This window comes from Verrucomicrobiia bacterium (assembly GCA_036268055.1).
Taxonomy (GTDB): domain Bacteria; phylum Verrucomicrobiota; class Verrucomicrobiia; order Limisphaerales; family Pedosphaeraceae; genus DATAUW01.
In genome coordinates this window covers 1-17,100 of sequence record DATAUW010000025.1, presented here as the reverse complement: position 1 = coordinate 17,100, position 17,100 = coordinate 1, and the positions used below count along the sequence as shown (strand labels likewise).

16 protein-coding genes are annotated in these 17,100 nt (G+C 55.5%); 7 read left to right on the top strand and 9 right to left on the bottom strand.

All coding sequences use genetic code 11. The features are described 5' to 3' along the window. Positions 1-132 precede the first annotated feature (132 nt). The 3 genes from VH413_15630 to waaF all read left to right on the top strand — a co-directional run bounded on the left by VH413_15630 (position 133) and on the right by waaF (position 2,647). Positions 133-411: an acylphosphatase gene (locus tag VH413_15630; protein HEX3800124.1), complete on the top strand. Its 279-nt coding sequence runs from the start codon at positions 133-135 to the stop codon at positions 409-411. A gap of 10 nt (positions 412-421) precedes the next feature. Then, entirely contained in the window at positions 422-1,162 is a 741-nt protein-coding gene (locus VH413_15625; GenBank protein ID HEX3800123.1) for a metallophosphoesterase family protein, read from the top strand. 450 nt (positions 1,163-1,612) lie between these two features. Further along, positions 1,613-2,647, top strand: coding sequence for a lipopolysaccharide heptosyltransferase II (gene waaF / locus VH413_15620; protein ID HEX3800122.1), 1,035 nt, complete (start codon positions 1,613-1,615; stop codon positions 2,645-2,647). Between the two features lie 39 nt (positions 2,648-2,686). Here the strand turns inward: waaF and VH413_15615 are convergent, their stop codons facing one another. Further along, the gene (locus tag VH413_15615; GenBank protein HEX3800121.1) at positions 2,687-3,148 is read right to left on the bottom strand and encodes a hypothetical protein; all 462 of its coding nucleotides are present in this window, start codon (positions 3,146-3,148) and stop codon (positions 2,687-2,689) included. A 188-nt stretch (positions 3,149-3,336) separates the two neighbouring features. On the opposite strand from VH413_15615, the gene VH413_15610 reads away from it, so the two are divergent. After that, positions 3,337-4,326 (top strand): Kdo hydroxylase family protein, encoded by a 990-nt coding sequence (locus VH413_15610; GenBank protein ID HEX3800120.1) that lies wholly within the window; start codon positions 3,337-3,339, stop codon positions 4,324-4,326. Positions 4,327-4,329: 3 nt separating this feature from the next. On the opposite strand, the gene VH413_15605 is transcribed toward VH413_15610, so the two are convergent. Continuing rightward, a complete protein-coding gene (locus VH413_15605) occupies positions 4,330-5,868 on the bottom strand; it encodes an N-6 DNA methylase (protein ID HEX3800119.1) in 1,539 nt (512 codons plus the stop codon). A 322-nt stretch (positions 5,869-6,190) separates the two neighbouring features. Between VH413_15605 and VH413_15600 the strand changes: the two genes are divergently transcribed. Then, the gene (locus VH413_15600) at positions 6,191-7,060 is read left to right on the top strand and encodes a hypothetical protein (protein HEX3800118.1); all 870 of its coding nucleotides are present in this window, start codon (positions 6,191-6,193) and stop codon (positions 7,058-7,060) included. Positions 7,061-7,113: 53 nt separating this feature from the next. Beyond that, complete coding sequence (gene dusB / locus VH413_15595; GenBank protein HEX3800117.1) at positions 7,114-8,229, top strand: tRNA dihydrouridine synthase DusB; 1,116 nt, start codon at positions 7,114-7,116, stop codon at positions 8,227-8,229. 101 nt (positions 8,230-8,330) lie between these two features. Here dusB and VH413_15590 read toward each other — a convergent pair whose 3' ends face one another. The 7 genes from VH413_15590 to VH413_15560 all read right to left on the bottom strand — a co-directional run bounded on the left by VH413_15590 (position 8,331) and on the right by VH413_15560 (position 15,716). After that, positions 8,331-9,086, bottom strand: coding sequence for a hypothetical protein (locus VH413_15590; GenBank protein HEX3800116.1), 756 nt, complete (start codon positions 9,084-9,086; stop codon positions 8,331-8,333). A 248-nt stretch (positions 9,087-9,334) separates the two neighbouring features. Continuing rightward, on the bottom strand, positions 9,335-10,282 hold the full coding sequence (locus VH413_15585) for an ABC transporter permease (GenBank protein HEX3800115.1): 948 nt from the start codon (positions 10,280-10,282) through the stop codon (positions 9,335-9,337). A 4-nt stretch (positions 10,283-10,286) separates the two neighbouring features. Continuing rightward, on the bottom strand, positions 10,287-11,792 hold the full coding sequence (locus tag VH413_15580; GenBank protein HEX3800114.1) for a sugar ABC transporter ATP-binding protein: 1,506 nt from the start codon (positions 11,790-11,792) through the stop codon (positions 10,287-10,289). Between the two features lie 8 nt (positions 11,793-11,800). Next, on the bottom strand, positions 11,801-12,790 hold the full coding sequence (locus VH413_15575; protein ID HEX3800113.1) for a substrate-binding domain-containing protein: 990 nt from the start codon (positions 12,788-12,790) through the stop codon (positions 11,801-11,803). Between the two features lie 19 nt (positions 12,791-12,809). After that, positions 12,810-13,829 carry a zinc-binding alcohol dehydrogenase family protein gene (locus tag VH413_15570; GenBank protein ID HEX3800112.1) on the bottom strand — a complete coding sequence of 340 codons (1,020 nt, stop codon included), beginning with the start codon at positions 13,827-13,829 and terminating at the stop codon, positions 12,810-12,812. A 560-nt stretch (positions 13,830-14,389) separates the two neighbouring features. Then, positions 14,390-14,779 (bottom strand): RbsD/FucU family protein, encoded by a 390-nt coding sequence (locus tag VH413_15565; GenBank protein HEX3800111.1) that lies wholly within the window; start codon positions 14,777-14,779, stop codon positions 14,390-14,392. 1 nt (position 14,780) lies between these two features. Next, positions 14,781-15,716: an aldo/keto reductase gene (locus tag VH413_15560; GenBank protein ID HEX3800110.1), complete on the bottom strand. Its 936-nt coding sequence runs from the start codon at positions 15,714-15,716 to the stop codon at positions 14,781-14,783. A gap of 107 nt (positions 15,717-15,823) precedes the next feature. Between VH413_15560 and VH413_15555 the strand changes: the two genes are divergently transcribed. Next, the gene (locus VH413_15555) at positions 15,824-16,708 is read left to right on the top strand and encodes an AraC family transcriptional regulator (GenBank protein HEX3800109.1); all 885 of its coding nucleotides are present in this window, start codon (positions 15,824-15,826) and stop codon (positions 16,706-16,708) included. The last annotated feature ends 392 nt before the right edge of the window (positions 16,709-17,100 follow it).

Sequence of the window (17,100 nt, the reverse complement as noted above, 5' to 3'; positions counted from 1 at the left end):
TTTGCGGCGAGTAATAATATCATTGCTTCCCCGAGAGCTATTTGGCTACATCCTGTGTGCCGTAAGCTGGCCATCAGTCATTTAAGCTGTCGAAAGCGAGTGGCGCGGCAGGAATATAAGTGCTAACATGAAATGAGCCGACGCCGTTTACAGGTGTTTTATTCGGGAAATGTGCAGGGCGTTGGCTTCCGTTACACGGTAAAAACGCTGGCGGCTGGTTTTGAAGTCACGGGCACGGTGCGGAATTTAGCCGATGGCCGGGTGGAATTGATCGCGGAAGGTTCGCCGGACGAACTGGGAGCGTTTCAACAAGCCATCCGGGAATCGGAAGTCGGACATTTTATTCAAAAAGAAGCGGTCGCGTGGGCGGAACCGCAGGGCGCTTTACGCGGTTTTGAGATAGCCAGATAGGCAAAGATAAATGAAGTTTGCAATAATAGCTGATATACACGCCAACTTGGAGGCGTTCCAAGTCGTTTTAAACGATATCAAGGAGCAAAAATGCACGCATTACGCTTGCGTGGGCGATGTCGTTGGATACGGAGCCAGCCCCAAGGAATGTCTCAAGATCGTGCGGGACATGGGAATGCCCTGCGTCAAGGGCAACCATGACGAATATTGCTCGATGGAGGAAGACCTCGACGGCTTCAACCCGCACGCCGCCGAAGCGGTGAATTGGACGCGCACCCAGCTTTCCGACGAGGAACGCCAATGGCTGCGCGACCTCAAATATTTTCGCCTCGTCACGAGTTTCTCGATGGTTCACGCCACGCTCGACGGCCCGCAACGCTGGGGTTACGTCTTCAACAAGCTCGATGCTGCGGCCAGTTTTCCATATCAGAACACCGCGGTCTGTTTCTTCGGCCACACGCATGTGCCGCTGGCGTTCATTCGCGAGCCGACCGCATCCGGCCAGCCGGTGATCAAGGGCGGAACGTATTCGAAATTCAAGGTTGACCTGGGCAAGAAATATTTCGTCAATGTCGGCAGTGTCGGCCAGCCCCGCGATAATAATCCGAAATGCGCGTACGTCGTCTATGACGTGGACGAAGGCACGATTGAATTGCGGCGGCTCGATTATGACATCGCCGCGGCGCAGAAAAAAATTCTCGATGCCGGTTTGCCGCCGCGTTTGGCCGAGCGTCTCGCCTACGGCAAATAAAGTGGCGCGCCCATTCACGTCCACGAGTCGTGTTGGCCATCACCGAGGCAAAGTTTCATATAGGCGACGGATTGTAAAGACGCGCGGTAAGGGGGTGCGGCATCATCGCAGTCCCGAAGGGACGGAAGAAAATAGCCCAGCCATTTATGGCTGGGTTGGAGTGCCTCTTAAATCAAGTCCCGGAGGGACGACAGAAGGTTTGTACTCTTCTACAATCAACAGACAACCCCATGTTCAATTTATAAATTTCTTTTGTCCCTGCTGGACTTGGATTGAGCGAGACGATAACCCACCACTAAAGTGGTGGGCTAATATCGGTCGTCCCTTCGGGACTGCGGACGGCTGCGCGGCAGCTCCGCCCTACCATGAAGTAGCAGCGAGAGGAAAAAGATCTCGCGACGGGCTCGCCTATGATAGTGGTTGCATCGCCCAACTTTTCCTGAACCCTGCTTGAAAATTCTCATCCTCAAGCCCAGTTCGCTCGGCGATGTGGTTCACGCCCTGCCCGTGCTGCGCCTGCTCAAGCTGCACCTGCCTGACAGCGAAATTTTTTGGTGGCTCGAATCCAGCCTCGTTCCCCTGCTCGCGGACGATCCCGATCTTGCCGGGATTTTTTCTTTTCATCGGCAGGATTGGTCGTCGCCATTGAACTGGCCGCATCTCGCCACCAGCGTTCGCGCCATGCGCCACGAGCATTTTGATTGGGCGATTGACTTGCAAGGCCTCGCGCGCAGCGGACTTTTTTCCTGGCTCGCCAACGCCGGCGTGAGCATCGGGCTCGACAACGACCGCGAGGGCGCGCGCGAGGGCGCCCGGCTTTATTACGATGTCCTCACGCCGCGCTCGCCGCCGCGCACCCATGCCGTGGATCGTTATCTCGCCGTGCTGCCGCAACTGCGCGTGCCAGTGCATCAAAATTTCCAATGGCTGCCGGAGCGTCCGTTGATCGCGAGCATCGTCCGTGAAAAATGGCGTCCCGGCGATTCGCGGTGGATTGCGCTGTTGCCCGGAGCGCGTTGGGATGACAAGCGCTGGCCGGTGGAGAATTTTGTCGAGTTGGTCAAACTTCTCACGCCGCTCGCGCCCGATTTTAAATTCGCCATCCTTGGCGGGAATTCCGACCGCGCGCTCGGCCGGCAAATCGCCGCCGCCCATCCCACGCGCTGTCTGGACCTGACGGGCCAAACTTCGCTGCCGGAAATGATCGAATGGTTGCGTGCCTCAGAACTCGTGATCACGAACGATACCGGACCGATGCACATCGCGGCGGCGTTGCGCAAGCCCATCATTGCGCTCTTCGGCCCCACTGAGCCCGACAGCACGGGTCCCTATGGCCAACGGCAAAATGTTTTGCAAACGCGAAGCCTTCCTTGTGTGCCGTGTCAAAAAAGCACTTGCTCGTATCGCGAACCGCTGGCGTGCCTTTATGCGGTCACGCCGGAGATGGTTTGTGAAAAGGCGTTGTCACGATTGCGCACAGTTTGAAATATTTCCTGTAGCGGCGTTCGATTCGACGGCGCTTAATTAATCCCCAATCACATCATTGCGAAAAGAAACGCCGCGATGTTCCAACGCCTTGAGGATATTGGTATAATTTTCGAGACACAGTTTCGTGCATTCCATAGTCTCGCTGTGACCATCCTTGTAATCCACCTGCCACGCGGCATTGCGTCCCACCGTTCGGAAGCGAACCAGACGAACTTTACCGTAAGCGAATCCCTGGTGTTTTTGGGCAAACCAAAAACTATTGTTCACCGAGAATTCGTTCGGCGCGACGATGATCCGCTCTCTCACTTTGGACGGCAAAAATACGGTTCCCGCCACGACCGACACCATCAGAAAAAAAGCCCCCATTCCGCGCATCGTTTTCTCGCGCAAAAAAATGATGCCCAGCACCAGAAACATCCCGCTGATTGCCACGAGCGGCAGGATGGCGCCTAGCGGGAATCGCCACACCTCCGTTACGGTTGATTGTATTGGTTGCATCTTTAGCCGCAAACCATCGCGCCACCACGGGCTCCCGCGCAAGACAAAATAGATGCGGACATTTCTTCGCGCCGCCGCCTTGATGCCCGCCGTAAATCGCCACCGATTGACTTGACTTTTCCGCGCTCCAACCACACTTTGCGTGCATAACAAAGGCTCTGTACCGCCTGGTTCGACCATCTATTTTTATGAACACAAACGCCCCCGGTTCCGCGACCGCCACGCCTGAATCCGCCGATGCTCATTGGGTTCGCATCTCGGATTACGACGCTAAAAATGGCTGGGGCGATGCCGCCGCTACGGCTGCCCGTTCACGCTGGTGTTGCGAACAGCTCGAGGCCGGACAGATTCTTTTCTTCGACGGCATTCCATACGATTTTCCGCAGACCGATCGCGATTTTCTTTTGGAACAACGCCAGAGTGATTCGCGCATCCACAAAAATATTTCCTATCGCCCGCGCCAGGACATGCTGCGCGGCAGCGTGGCGGACAGCAAGGAAGACATCCAGCGCCTGCATAATATCATGCGCCATTTTTCGGAGGAAGTGACGGGCTTGCTCAAGCGCGTGCTTCAGCCGTATGCCGCGCATTGGGCGCTTGATTACGCGAGCTATCGTCCCGAGGAAGAACAGAACCGCGATCTCTCGCTGCACAAGCGCAACGATCTGCTGCACGTGGATGCTTTTCCTTCGCGACCGACGCGCGGCGGCAGAATTTTGCGCTGTTTCACGAACATCAATCCCACGCGCTCGCGCAACTGGCTCACGACCGACCGATTTAACACGCTCGCGGAAAAATTTGCGCGCAATGCCGGGCTCGAAGAAATCGCCCGCAGCGGCGACACCAGTTCTTTTCTCAACACGCTCAAGCGTGCGCTGGGGATGAAAATCGTGGATCGTTCGGCCTACGATAAATTCATGCTGCGCTTCCATGATTATTTGAAAGAGAACAGCGACTTCCAGCAGAACACGACCAAGATCCATATCGCTTTTCCGCCGATGGCCACGTGGATGTGCTATACGGATTCGGTGCCGCATGCGGTGTTGTCGGGCCAATACGCGCTCGAACAGACTTTCATTATTCCGCTGAAGGCGCTGGTGACGCCGGAGAAATCGCCGATTCGGGTGTTGGAAAAACTCGCGGGGCGGCCGTTGGCGCGAGAGTCCGCTGTTGGATAAAAGTCATCGGCGAGTTTTTTCCAAAAGAATCGGTTGGATATGTGATTTAATTGGTTTTAAGCCGATTTCTTCTAAAACCTCACAAGGAATCTCCAAAGCATCCAACCGCCGTGGTTCGACTTTGATGGCGCCCTTTCCATATGACTTCCCCACAAACACAAGATTTGCTATTGTAAGTGGATGGTTCAGGGCGCGGCAAAGTTTTTGGCGATGTTCCACGCCGGGATCCCAAGGATAAATACAAAGGAAGCCGGTTAGAGGCAGCGCCTCCGCCGTATTTTCGATAAAGCGACAATCACGCCTTCCCAAATAGGCGAATAGAATACCCGGAACTATCCGCTGTTCCATGCGATACCAAGGCCGTCTTGTTTTGATCAACGGTTTTTGATGCAGACCCCATCGCTCACCCATTTCGATGTATTTGCGAAGTGAAGCTGGCAAATCTTCTGCACGTTGTTTGCCAATATTTAACAACCATGTTGGACGCCCGGCGTTATCCAACTTGCGAAGGTCTGCCAGTTCGAGCTTATCTTTTCGACAGTCCCGTGTTCTGCCGATGGCTCGCTTAAAGTAATTTTTATTGATATCGAATTGTTGAACTTGATCCGAAGTCAGGAAAAAAAAATTGTTTGCCCCAGTGGCAATCCCTCGCATAACGCGCGCAAATGCCGAGAGCGGAACGCTATTTGTAATGTTAATCCGAGGCGGACGCGACAGACCGGTTGCAAGGAGTTCAAATATGTCGCGCTTGTGAGTGACCGAAAGTTGAGAATTTCGGGCATATACACCGTCCAGGACAGCCTCCGTTTTCGGAGCTAAAAGATGCGACCAGACAACTAGCGGCGCTGGTGAACGATTGGAAATTAAAAACAAGATGACGTTTGTATCCAAGGAGGGAAACGGTGCGGCTGCGTTATCGAAATTTATTACGGCATCAATGCGAAAATGCTCACTAATTTTCTTCCACAAGGCCGTAGAACTTACCCCTTCACAAACATCTGCTGGCAAAAGAAATGCGAGCCGCCCATTGGATGCCAGTTGGCGCAAGCTTTTTAAAAGAAAATAAATGTGCAGCCCCATTCTTCCATCCAATGGAAAACCAAGAAAATTTGTGGCGAGCTGTCGTAGTTCCAGTTTTTGCTGAAGATTCAGACGATGGTGGCGAATGTAAGGTGGGTTTGAAATTATTGCCGGATATTCATTCCTGATTTTATCCTGAATAAAATCCCCGATTTGAATCCCCTTCATTTCTGAAAAATTCAAACCTCTTTTATATGCGCCTTCCAAGGCGGTCCCGTCCAGCTCAAAGCCTGCAAAATCACCTTTAAAACCAACACTCCTTGCCGCCGAGAAAAATGTTCCCGGCCCAACGGCGGGGTCAAACAAAACTTCCGGGTGGTTTGCGGTGACCCATTTGGCCATTGCATTTGCCAGCCATTGCGGCGTCCAAAACTGGCCTTTTTCTCGCAACTCCTCTCGCAATGGACCGAATGCGGGAATCACCTGCGGAAGGTAATTTTTTTCTGTTTTCGTAAGAGCCACAACAAAAAGTTACTTGACTTGGAGTCTATGGTCAACTGCTCCCTTATTATTTACCCTCACGAACAATGAGCAAGCCTATTCGGAACAGGCGCCGCGCTACTAAATTGGGGCAGAAACTTGGCAAACGCATTCGTTCCATACGACGGCACAAGGAATGGACCCTGGAATCACTGGCTGAACGCGCCGGAATGCACGTGACTTACCTAAGTTCACTTGAACGTGGCCACAGAAACCCCACCTTCAATGTGCTCTGCTCGTTAGCGCGTGGCTTATCAATGTCTTTGTCTGAATTATTAGAGGGAATTGACCGGGGAGAAGACCGATGAAAGGACGAGGCATTGATTTTAAGCACCGATTCAATTCCAGCCGCTGGGCTGAAGATTTATTGATTTCTTCTTTGGGGGATGCCTTTGGGGTAAAAACCGTTCGTTTCGGTATTTCCACCTATGTTCCCGAGGGAGAAAAGCTTGTTTATGGAAATTCAAATTTTAAGGAACCGGATCTTTTGCTTTTTAGGACGGCTATCCTGAGCAGCGAGGAAAAGGAAGTATTACGCGATGGCCAACTCGATTGGAACGAGAGAACCCAACTCGGGAAGGCCGGCCTGGGCGATTTATTGAAAAAGGCTTTTGCCGCGCTTGAAATTGAATTTTCTCCTTACCGGGCAAAAGAAATGAAAGAGCGCCATTGGAAAATTCGTTCAGCTGAAAAGTGGGAAGCGCGCCCGTTAAAACATGCCAAACCGCCAACTGCTCCTAATATTTGGGTGAAAGAAGAGGACATTGAAAAACTGGGCGCGTGGCAGGATACCTTTGGAATTCCCATCGCCGTCGCTCATTTTTTTGATCAGGAAGCCTTTGCAGTGGCATTAAATAAAGTTTCAGATTTTCGCCGTGAATATTTGTCTGAAGGAGTTGACCAAAAAAAACTTCAAGTCACTTCCGGCATCTTTGCAAAAATTCAAGATTATGATCGGGTTGATCTTCAGGGTGCAGGAGAACAAAAACCGGTTTTTGTTATTACTCCTGCCGCCGCGGAGCATGTGGGAAATATTAACGATGTAACGGTAAGCTCACAAATTGATGTGAGTAGTTCCAAGAAATATGTCAGTCACGTTATTTTTACGGGAGGCAAAATTGACATTAATCCCGCTTTCATAGACTTCCTCACAACTTTGGGCAGAAAGCGTTAGTGAAAATCATCAAATTGAATTAGGTTTCGTCGTTTAAACTTTCTATTCAAAACATGCTCTTCGGCTCGCTTAATTTAAAATCGAATCTGTTTCTTTCGCCGCTGGCGGGTTACACGAACCTGCCGTTTCGTCTCACGCTACGCGAAATCGGCGGGCTGGATTTGGCGACGACGGATTTGGTCAACGCGCGTTCGCTGCTCGAAAAAAATCACAAGGCGCTCAAGCTGATTGAGACTCGTCCCGCCGATTCGCCTTTGGCGGTGCAACTTTTTGGCTCCGTGCCGGAAGAAATGCGCGATGCGACGGTCGTTTTGGAATCGCTGGGCATCGCTTCGGTGGACATCAACATGGGTTGCCCGGTGCGGAAAGTTTGTCGGGTCGGAGGCGGTTCGGCGATGATGACCGAACTCGACAAAACCGCCGCGCTGGTTCGCGGCATGGTGGATGCCGTCAAGATTCCCATCACGGCCAAGATGCGCCTTGGCTGGGATGATGAAAATCTTACCGCGCCTGACCTTGCGCGCGCGCTGGAAGATGCGGGCGTCTCCGCAATTTTTGTTCATGGCCGGACACGCGAGCAGGGTTTTTCCGGCCAGGTAAAACTTCACGGCATCCGCGCGGTGGTGCAGGCGGTGAAGCGCATTCCGGTCATCGGCAATGGCGATGTGACCACGCCGCAAGCCGCGAAGATGATGTTCGACCAGACCGGTTGCGCGGGCGTGAGCATCGGGCGCGGGGCGTTTTATAATCCGTGGATTTTCCAGCACACGCGGCAATTTCTGGACACCGGCGAATTGCCGCCTGAACCGCCATTCGATGAGCGCGTGCGCGTGCTGTGCCGCCATTTGGATTTGATGGTCGAAATTTTTGGCGAGCAACTGGGTTGCCGCATGTTCAGGAAAATCGCGCCGTGGTACTCCAAACGCTTTGGCCCCGCCAATGATTTCAATAAAAAAGTAGTGACACTTTCCACGCGCGCGGAATTTCACGCGCTGCTGGAGGGTTATCGCAAATGGCGCAGCCAATTCCTCGATGAAACCGGACAGCTTAAACCCGCGTATCGCCCCGCGCCGATGACGACTTCGTTTGCGCTTGAACCCAACACCGAACCCGCTGTGGCCAATCGCCAGGAAATTCCTGTGCCCAAAGGGCCGATAGAGGTTTGGTAAAACGAAACCTGGGTCGCGGGAAATCCTTTCCCCAGAGCCACATAATAAAAAAAGCGCCGGATTGATCCGGCGCTTTGCGTAAAATAATAATTTCGAATCGTTTAACGACCGGCTTGCCGGCGACGAAACATCCCCAGACCGCCCAACGCCAGCGCCAGCAGCGGAGCCGTCGCCGACACATCCGGCACTGACGATACGTCCACCGTGATGTCAACTTCCGTCAACTCGGCACCGGTCGAAGCATCATCCGCTTCGAGAATGAAACTATATTCGCCCGGCGCATTCGGGTCAAAACTGGTCACACCCGTCGGCGGCGCGACAACCCCCGAAACGGGCGTCGCGAAAAAATTGAAGTCCAAATTTTCTGAATCCTGCAAGGTCTTGGTGGTGGCGCTGCCCCCGGTGGCAATATTCGCCGCATTCAAATTGATGAAACCGAGCTGGCTTTTGGGTGTATTCGCAGCGGGATCAAAGTCATAAAACAGCTTGAACGTAAAACCGGACAGGCCGCCCGCGCTCGTCGGCCCGAAGACGTTGATATAAAAATCCACATTCCATAATGAGCCCAGTGTGGGTGGCGTGCCCTGGACATTCGCGCCCGTGGTTGCGAAATACGTTCCCGCGCCGTTATTCTGCAAAGCCGGATTCGTGTAGCGTTGCTGCGCCGCCAATCCGAGTGTGAAGGCCTCTTCCCCGGCACCATAAGTGGTTGACTCAACGGCGTTGTTTGGGTTGCCCGTATTGGCGCCAGTGGGATTAAAGGTCGCCTCAGGCAAGGGACCGAACGAGCCGTCGGCGAACGCGATTGCGCCTGTGACCGCCCAGCAGGAGGCGGCCGCTAATATCTTTTTATTCATGTGATTGGTTTGATTACGGGTACAGATTTTTTCCGATTTACTTAAGGATGGCCAAAAGCAAGCGAGATTTATACCAACACCGCCGGAACTTTCTTTGGTTGTTTTCTAAATTATTATTAACCAAAGATTTCTAAAAATCTCTACTTTTCATGACTGGAAGTAGTTTTAATTTTTTTTGTAAGCTTTTCCGACGCCGAGTTAAATTTTCCGACGTTTTTGGAAATTTTTCTGACGGGCATCCACAAGGGTTATTTCGCCTGGCCGCGCGCGAGTTGGTCCACGGCCACGGCCACGATGATGATGATGCCGATGATGATGAGTTGCACATTCGTCGAGTAGCCGAGCAGGGTGCAACCGTTTCGCAGGAAGCTGATCAATAATGTGCCGATGATCGTGCCAACAATCGTGCCGCGTCCGCCATTCAAACTTGCGCCGCCGATCACGACCGCGGCGATGATGTCCAACTCCAATGCGATGCCTGCTGTGGGTTGCGCGGACACGGTGCGGCTGGTGGCGATTGTCGAGGCGATGCCGACGAGCAAACCGCCGAGTGTATAAATCCAGGTGAGATTGCGTTTCACATTCACGCCAGCGTGAAAAGCGGCTTCGCGGTTTGATCCGATGGCATAAGTGTAACGTCCAAGCGGCGTGTAGCGCAGCAGAAGAATCGCCAGCACGACAATCACCGCCGCGATGAGGATTGAGACTGGCATCGCCGCAAGTTGGCCGTTGCCGAGGTAGGTGTAGGCGGGGACGTTGTAGGGCTGGCCGTCGTTCATCACGTAGGAGATGCCACGGAACGCGCTCATCGTGCCGAGCGTGACGATGAACGGCTGCAAATTCATTTGGGTGATGAGCAGGCCGTTGAGCAATCCGCAAACGGTTCCCATCGCAATGCCGCCGAGCGTGCCGATCAGCATGGATGATACGGTCAGGTTGTCGCCGCCTATTTTGGTCATCAGCCACGCGCCGAACATTCCCGAGAGCGCGAGCATGGAGCCGACTGACAAATCAATGCCGCCGGAAATGATGATGGTGGTCATGCCGACGGCCATGATGGCGTTGACGCTGGAGCGGCGGAACACGTTGAGGAAATTATCCATCGCGAGAAATTCGTGCGGCCGCAGGACGGCGAGCACGACCAGGATGAGCAGCAGGCTCGCGAAGGGCAGCAGTTGGCGGATCAGTTTGCTCATAAAATCATTCCACGGCGGCGAGGTGCATGACCTGGGCCGGATCAGTTTTTTTGGTCTCCAAATTGCCGACGAGTTTGCCGCGGCGCATCACGAGAATCCGGTCGGCGACGCCGAACAACTCAGGCAGTTCCGAGGAGATAAATAAAATCGCCTTGCCACTTTTCGCGAGGTTGTTCAGCAGCGCGTAAATCTCGCGTTTCGCGCCGACATCAATGCCGCGCGTCGGTTCGTCAAAAATCATGAAGCGCGAACCCGCCATCAGCCAGCGCGCGATCAAAAGTTTTTGCTGGTTGCCGCCGGAGAGCGAATTCGCGGGCGCGAGCGGCGAGGACCATTTGACATTCATCTGCGTGCCGAACTTCGCGGACTCCGCGGCTTCGCGGGCGGGTTGCAGGACGTGTTTCATGTCGAGCACGCTCAAGTTCGGCAGCGTGACGTTCCAAAAGCACGGCAGTTCGAGGCAAAGGCCGGAGCGCTTGCGGTCTTCGGTAAGAAACGCGACGCCCTGGTCAATGGCATCGGCGGGAGATTCGATTTGTGCGGGCGCGGCGTCGAGCAGGACTTCGCCGGAATTTTTTTTCTGCACGCCGAACAATGCGCGCGCGACTTCGGTGCGGCCCGAACCCACGAGTCCGGCCATGCCGACGATTTCGCCGCCGCGAATTTCGAACGACACGTCCTGCACGCCTTCGTCCGACGAAAGGTTTTTGACCTGCACGCGGACCTCGCCGATCTGGTGATCGCGTGGCGGAAAAAATTCGTTCAATTCGCGCCCGACCATGAGCTGGACGATTTGAGGAATGGTCAGCTCGGAAGCGCGCGAGGAATGCACCACCTTGCCATCGCGCAGGACGCTGATGTCATCCGCGAGCGCGGCGACTTCATCGAGGCGATGCGAAATATAAACGATCGCGAGGCCGCTCGTGCGCAGTTGGCGGACGACTTGAAAGAGGCGCGTGGCTTCGGCTTCGGAAAGCGAGGACGTGGGTTCATCCATGACGATGATGGACGATTGGCGGCGCAGCGCCTTGAGCAATTCGACGATCTGGCAATCGCCGGTCGAGAGCGTGGAGACGATGGCGGTGGGATTGACGGTGAAGCCGTGCTGGGCGGCGAGCGCGGCGGTTTGCGCGACGATTTTTGCGCGGTCAATCGTGAACGGCAGTTTTCCCCGGGGTTCCGCGCCGAGAAAAATATTTTCGGCAACGGTCAAGTCCTCGGCGAGATCGAGTTCTTGATAAATCATCGAAATGCCCGCGCGCAAGGCATCGCCTGGTTCGGAAAAAACCTGCGGCGCACCGTTGAGTTCGATGGCGCCGTCATCGGGCCGATGAACGCCCGCGAGGATTTTCATCAGCGTGGATTTGCCCGCGCCGTTCTCGCCGCACAGCGCGTGAACCGTGCCGCGCCGCACGGTGAAGGAAACCTCCGACAACGCCTGCACGGGGCCAAAGCGTTTCGAGATGCCGCGCATTTCCAGCAGCGCGGCGTTGGTGGAGGCGTTGGTCACTGCGAAGGTTATTGGATGTTCAGCAGCGCCTTGATGTCCGGTTTGTCGAGCGAATCTTTCGTCACGACCGCGACGCCGGTGTCTATTTTCTTTTCCACCGGCTGGCCCTTGATGGCGGCGACGACGGCTTTCACGCCTTCGTAACCCATCTTGTAAGGGTTCTGCACGACGAGCGCATCAATCTTGCCGGCTTTCAAGCCATCAATTAAAGCTTTCTCGGCGTCGAAGCCGACCATCTTGATCTCGGGCCGGTTCTGGCTTTGAAGCGCCTGCAACGCCGCGACCGCGGTCGGCGCATTGCACGCGTAAAAACCCTGCACGTCGCGGTTGCGCGTCAGCATGTCTTCGGCCGCTTGGAGCGCGGTCTCGACGGTGTCCTGTCCGTATTTGCTATCCACGATTTTGATGTTGGGAAATTGTTTCTGGATGGTCTCGATAAAACCATTTTCGCGCTCGGTGGTTGAGGCGGAGCCGGGCACGTATTTGAGCACGATCACGTTGCCTTTGCCGCCGAGAATTTCACCCATGCGCTGGGCTGCGAGTACGCCGCCGTGATAATTATCGGTCGCGGCGAAGGTCACGTATTTGTCCGTGTTGATGCCCGAATCAATGATGGCGCAGGGGATTTTCAGATTCGCCAATTTTTCGACCGACGGCACGAGCGCGTCCTTGTCCAGCGGTGCGAGCACCACGCCGTCCACTTTTTGCACGATGAAATCCTCGATGATCTGGATCTGGCGTTCGCGGTCGGTTTCGCGCTCGGGGCCGTTCCAAAAAATCTGATAACCGAATTCCTTGCCGGCGGCTTCCGCGCCCGCTTTTACGGACTGCCAATAAATATGCGTCGTGCCCTTGGGAATGACGGCGATGGAATGCTGGCCGGCGGCGGGGGCGGCGGAGGTTGACGGCGTGGAGGCGTTATCAGATTTCTGGCCGCAACCGGTTTGCAACAGCAACCCGGCAACAGCGAGGCTCAGCGTGGCGAATATTTTTTTCATAATTTTTTGGTTGGGAAAATCAGACGACTTCGATCATGGCCTTGAGCACGCCGGTTTCGGGACGCGTCCAGGATTCGAATTGCGCGGGGACTTCGGATAATTTGGCGTAGTGCGTGATCCAACTGCGGGTGTCCACCTGCCCGGTTTCAACGAGCGCGATAATTTTTTCAAAATCGAACGCGAGCGCATTGCGGGTGGCGAGCAAGGACAATTCGCGCTTGTGAAAATTGGGGTCGTTGAACGTGACGTCGCCCTGGAACAGGCCGACGAACACCAACCGGCCGCCGTGCGCGGGCAATTCAAACGCGGCGTTCATGGACTTGGCATTGCCGGTGGCGTCGAACACGACGGTGGGCAATTCGCCGTGGTTCATTTCGCGGACGACAGTGGGCAGGTCGTAAGTGGTATTGATGGTGTGGCGGACGCCCATTTTCTCGCGGCAAAATTTCAAGCGCTCTTCGCTGATGTCCACCACGATCAGCCGGACCTTGGCGACTTGCGCAAATTGGATCACGGCCAAACCGATCGGGCCGGCGCCGATGACCAGCGCGGTTTCGCCGCGATGCAAATGCGCGCGCTCGACGGCGTGCGCGCCGATGCCGAGGGTTTCGACGAGCGCAAGCTGGTCCATCGTGAGGCTGCTCGACGGATGCAGTTTGTGAGTGGGCACGACGATGAATTCGCGCATGCCGCCATCGCGATGGATGCCGAGGACGCTCAAGTTTTCGCAGCAGTTCGTCTTGCCGCGACGGCAGGCGATACATTTGCCGCAATTAATATATGGCTCGACGGCGCAACGGTCGCCGGCCTTGAGGCCGCGTTCGTTCGGGCCGACTTTCACGATTTCAACGCCGAGTTCGTGGCCGAGAATGCGTGGGTAGGTGAAGAACGGCTGGCGGCCATGAAATGCATGGATGTCCGTGCCGCAGACGCCGACGCGATGGACGCGGACGAGCGCGCTGTTGCTATCCGGTTCATCGGGAGGTGCAGTGTCAATCGCGCGCAGGATGCCGGGTTTTTCGAGAATCAAGGTTTTCATGCAGGGCGTTTATCCATACACGACCACGGCGCGGCGGCACGCGCCAGAAAAATCTTTTGAGTGAATGAATGCAGGGCGCATCCGTATGTCCGGCAAAGGTAGATTTGACCGAGCAGCAGCCATGAAAGCGAGATGTCTCCGCCCGTCAGGCCGATTTCGTTGTTATTGAGATTAGAACAGACAAAGATGTGGCCGGCGAGGGCGCCAGCCACTGCACGCGAGGGCGCGTGCGCTCCCCGGGAATAAAGATCGTGCGTGTCGGCAAGGATAGGGTTTGGATGCACACAGGTGAATGGCGGGTTTGGAATTTCGGGCGGATTGTGATTGGTGATTGCGCGTTGGGTTGAGCCGGGGGCGGCAATCTTTGCGGGAGTTGCTGCGAGTCGCAGACCCGCGGTCCGTAGGGAGGGGATGGGGTTTGAAATTGTTTTTTTTGGCCGGACGGCGGAGCGGCAGCTCCGCTCTACCATGCTCCATCTTTGCGGTAATAAGAATACGGGGCGGCTGCCAATGACAGTGGCAAGATGCGGTTCCTTCGCTGTTGAGAAATTTTGCATGGACTAACCGGAAACCAAGATCATATTCGCGTACTGTGTGGTGTCGCCGGTGCGGATGAGACCGATGGCGGAGGGTACGCGTTTTTTGAAAGCCACGTGCGGCTCGCGGGTGATGGGAACGCCAGCCAAACCTTTTTCGAATTGCGCGCGGGTGGCGGCGGAGTTGGCTTTTAGGAATTCGCGGGCCATGTAGGCTTCGACCGGTTGAAAATGTTGCCGCACGGCTGCGAGCACTTGCAAGACGGTTGGCAGGTCGTCCACGACGGAGAGGTCAATCGTCTCCAGGCCGGGCCACGAGGGAAAGCCGCGGTCGGCGATGACGAGGGTGTTCGTGTGGCGCACGCGCGCGAGGAGCGAGAGGAGTTGGGGATTTAGAATGCCGGTTTTTATCATGTCAGTTATTTTCCGCGAGGCCGCTGGGCCACGTCAGGTTGTGGATGGGACGAAAGAGGGCGCGGACTTCCGCCATGAAATCGGGTGGCAACGGGTCGCTCAGCCAGCGCAAGCTGTCCCGGATTTGCGCCGCGCTGGCAGAGCCGACGAGCGTGGTGTGGATGCGTTTATTTTCCAGGGCGAATTGCATGGCCACACGCGAAAGGTTCTCGCCGCGTTCCTCACAGAATTTGATGGCGTGCCGACAGGTCTCGCGCAGATTTTCCGGCGCGGGATGCCATTCGGGCGGGCCTTGCCTAGTGAGCAAGCCCATTGAGAAAGGCGAGGCGTTGATGATGCCCACGTTTTTTTTCTCGAGCAGCGGCAGCAGTTCGGTGAGGGAGGTGTCGTTGAGCGTGTAATGGCAGTAGGAGAGGACGGTGTCCACCTCGGTTTGCGCGAGGACTTCGCGAAAAATTTTCAACGGCAAACCGGTGATGCCCACGAAGCGCGCCTTGCCCGCGCGGACCATTTCGCGCAAGGCGGGGATGGTCTCGGAAATGATTTGCGCGAGCGGGGCGAACTCGATGTCGTGACATTGGATAATGTCCACATGGCTGACTTTAAGGCGCGCCAAACTTTCGTCAATGCTGCGGCGCACGCGCGCGGCGGAGAAATCGAACGCCTTGGCTTCACCGAGATAACGGCCAACTTTCGTGGCTAAAAAATAGCGGTCGCGCGGGACGCCTTGAAGGCATTGGCCGAGCATGGTTTCGGACTTGAACTGGCCGTAGAAAGGCGAGGTGTCAAGGTAGTTGAGGCCGGCATCGAGCGCGGCGTGAAGACACTCGCCGCATTGACGCTGGTCCACCGCGCCGAACACGCCACCAAACGGCGAAGCACCCAGACTGAGCGCAGAAACTCTCAAGCCCGTTTTGCCGAGCACGCGATAATCCATAGCAATTTTTGGCGGCGGTGATTATTACAACCGCGAGAATAGGATGGATTTTGGGTTTGGGGAATGGTCATCCTTGGACTTTAAATGTCAATTATTGACTTATTGCGATGAAAACGAACCCGTCTCGTCCCGCGACGACCGCCACGCCGGATTTTTTCTCGCCGCACGTTTCGGAGGCGCGGCGGTTTTATCTCGATCTCAAACCGGCGCGGCAGCGTCCGCTGGTGGTCGTGTGCGGCGGGGTGGAGCGGACGCGGGCGGATTACCGGATTCAACGGGCGGGTTTTCCGTTTGTGTCGCTGGAATATGTCGCGCGCGGGCGCGGGACGGTTTGCTTGAAGGGGCGAACTCACTCGCTACAACCGGGGCGCGTGTTCACTTACGGGCCGGGCGTGGCGCATGACATCACGGCGAACGCGCACGAACCGCTGGTGAAATATTTTGTGAACTTCACGGGCACGGCGGCGTCGGCGTTGCTGGCGCGTTGCCAATTACCGCCGGGGACGATCGCGCAGGTTTTTCCGCCGAACGAGCCGCAGGCAATTTTTGATGAGTTGATCCAAAGCGGGTTGAAAGGGTCGTGGCATAGCGCGGAACTTTGCGCGCGGCTGGTTGAATGCCTGGCGTTGAAAGTCCGCGCGGCGCGCGCGCCGCTGGGGGTTTCGCAGACGCTGGCGTTCACGACGTTTCAGGAATGTCGCGAGCATATTCAACAACACTTTTTGCGGTTGCAAACGCTGGAGCAGATCAGCGCGGAGTGCCGGTTGAACAATGCCTATTTATGCCGGTTGTTCCGGCGTTATGACAATCCGAGCCCGTATCAATATTTGCTGCGGCTGAAGGTGAATTACGCGGCGGAGCGGCTGCAGCAGCCGGGGACGATGGTGAAACAAATCGCGGAGGAGGCGGGGTTTGTTGACCCGTTTCATTTTTCGCGGGTGTTTCGGACTATTTTGGGGATGTCTCCGGCGAAGTTTCGGATGTTGACGTGAGGGGGTAGGGGTTAGGACAAAGGGTGAACGCGGGAGGTGATAAGAAGATGCTCGCCTGGGCTCGCCTCGCTGCGCTCGATATAGAGGTGAGTGGTTTCGATGAGGAGTCCCCCAACTGAAGTTGGGGGTTAATGAGAAGCGTTGGGCGAGTGGGTGAGGGTTGGTTCCAAGAGGATAATTCTTTCGTCCCTGGTGGGACTTGGATGGGGATGGATGCAAACCCAGCCATAAATGGCTGGGCTAAGGTCGGGCGTCCCTGCGGGACTTGGGACGGCTGCGCGGCAGCGCACTCGTGTCCAGCTATAATTGAAAGGGTGGTCATAATCTTCATATTTTATGCGGGCAAGCTGAAGGTGGGGGCTGTTACCGACATGGAGTTTGAGTTGAAAATT

Bases quoted from the DNA above. Each gene is read 5' to 3' on its own strand.
- VH413_15610 (HEX3800120.1), top strand. From the start codon at position 3,337: ATGAACACAAACGCCCCCGGTTCCGCGACCGCCACGCCTGAATCCGCC.
- VH413_15590 (HEX3800116.1), bottom strand. From the start codon at position 9,086: ATGAATAAAAAGATATTAGCGGCCGCCTCCTGCTGGGCGGTCACAGGC.
- VH413_15625 (HEX3800123.1), top strand. From the start codon at position 422: ATGAAGTTTGCAATAATAGCTGATATACACGCCAACTTGGAGGCGTTC.
- VH413_15585 (HEX3800115.1), bottom strand. From the start codon at position 10,282: ATGAGCAAACTGATCCGCCAACTGCTGCCCTTCGCGAGCCTGCTGCTC.
- VH413_15570 (HEX3800112.1), bottom strand. From the start codon at position 13,829: ATGAAAACCTTGATTCTCGAAAAACCCGGCATCCTGCGCGCGATTGAC.
- VH413_15555 (HEX3800109.1), top strand. From the start codon at position 15,824: ATGAAAACGAACCCGTCTCGTCCCGCGACGACCGCCACGCCGGATTTT.
- VH413_15600 (HEX3800118.1), top strand. From the start codon at position 6,191: ATGAAAGGACGAGGCATTGATTTTAAGCACCGATTCAATTCCAGCCGC.
- VH413_15560 (HEX3800110.1), bottom strand. From the start codon at position 15,716: ATGGATTATCGCGTGCTCGGCAAAACGGGCTTGAGAGTTTCTGCGCTC.
- VH413_15575 (HEX3800113.1), bottom strand. From the start codon at position 12,790: ATGAAAAAAATATTCGCCACGCTGAGCCTCGCTGTTGCCGGGTTGCTG.
- VH413_15615 (HEX3800121.1), bottom strand. From the start codon at position 3,148: ATGCAACCAATACAATCAACCGTAACGGAGGTGTGGCGATTCCCGCTA.
- dusB (HEX3800117.1), top strand. From the start codon at position 7,114: ATGCTCTTCGGCTCGCTTAATTTAAAATCGAATCTGTTTCTTTCGCCG.
- VH413_15565 (HEX3800111.1), bottom strand. From the start codon at position 14,779: ATGATAAAAACCGGCATTCTAAATCCCCAACTCCTCTCGCTCCTCGCG.
- VH413_15630 (HEX3800124.1), top strand. From the start codon at position 133: ATGAGCCGACGCCGTTTACAGGTGTTTTATTCGGGAAATGTGCAGGGC.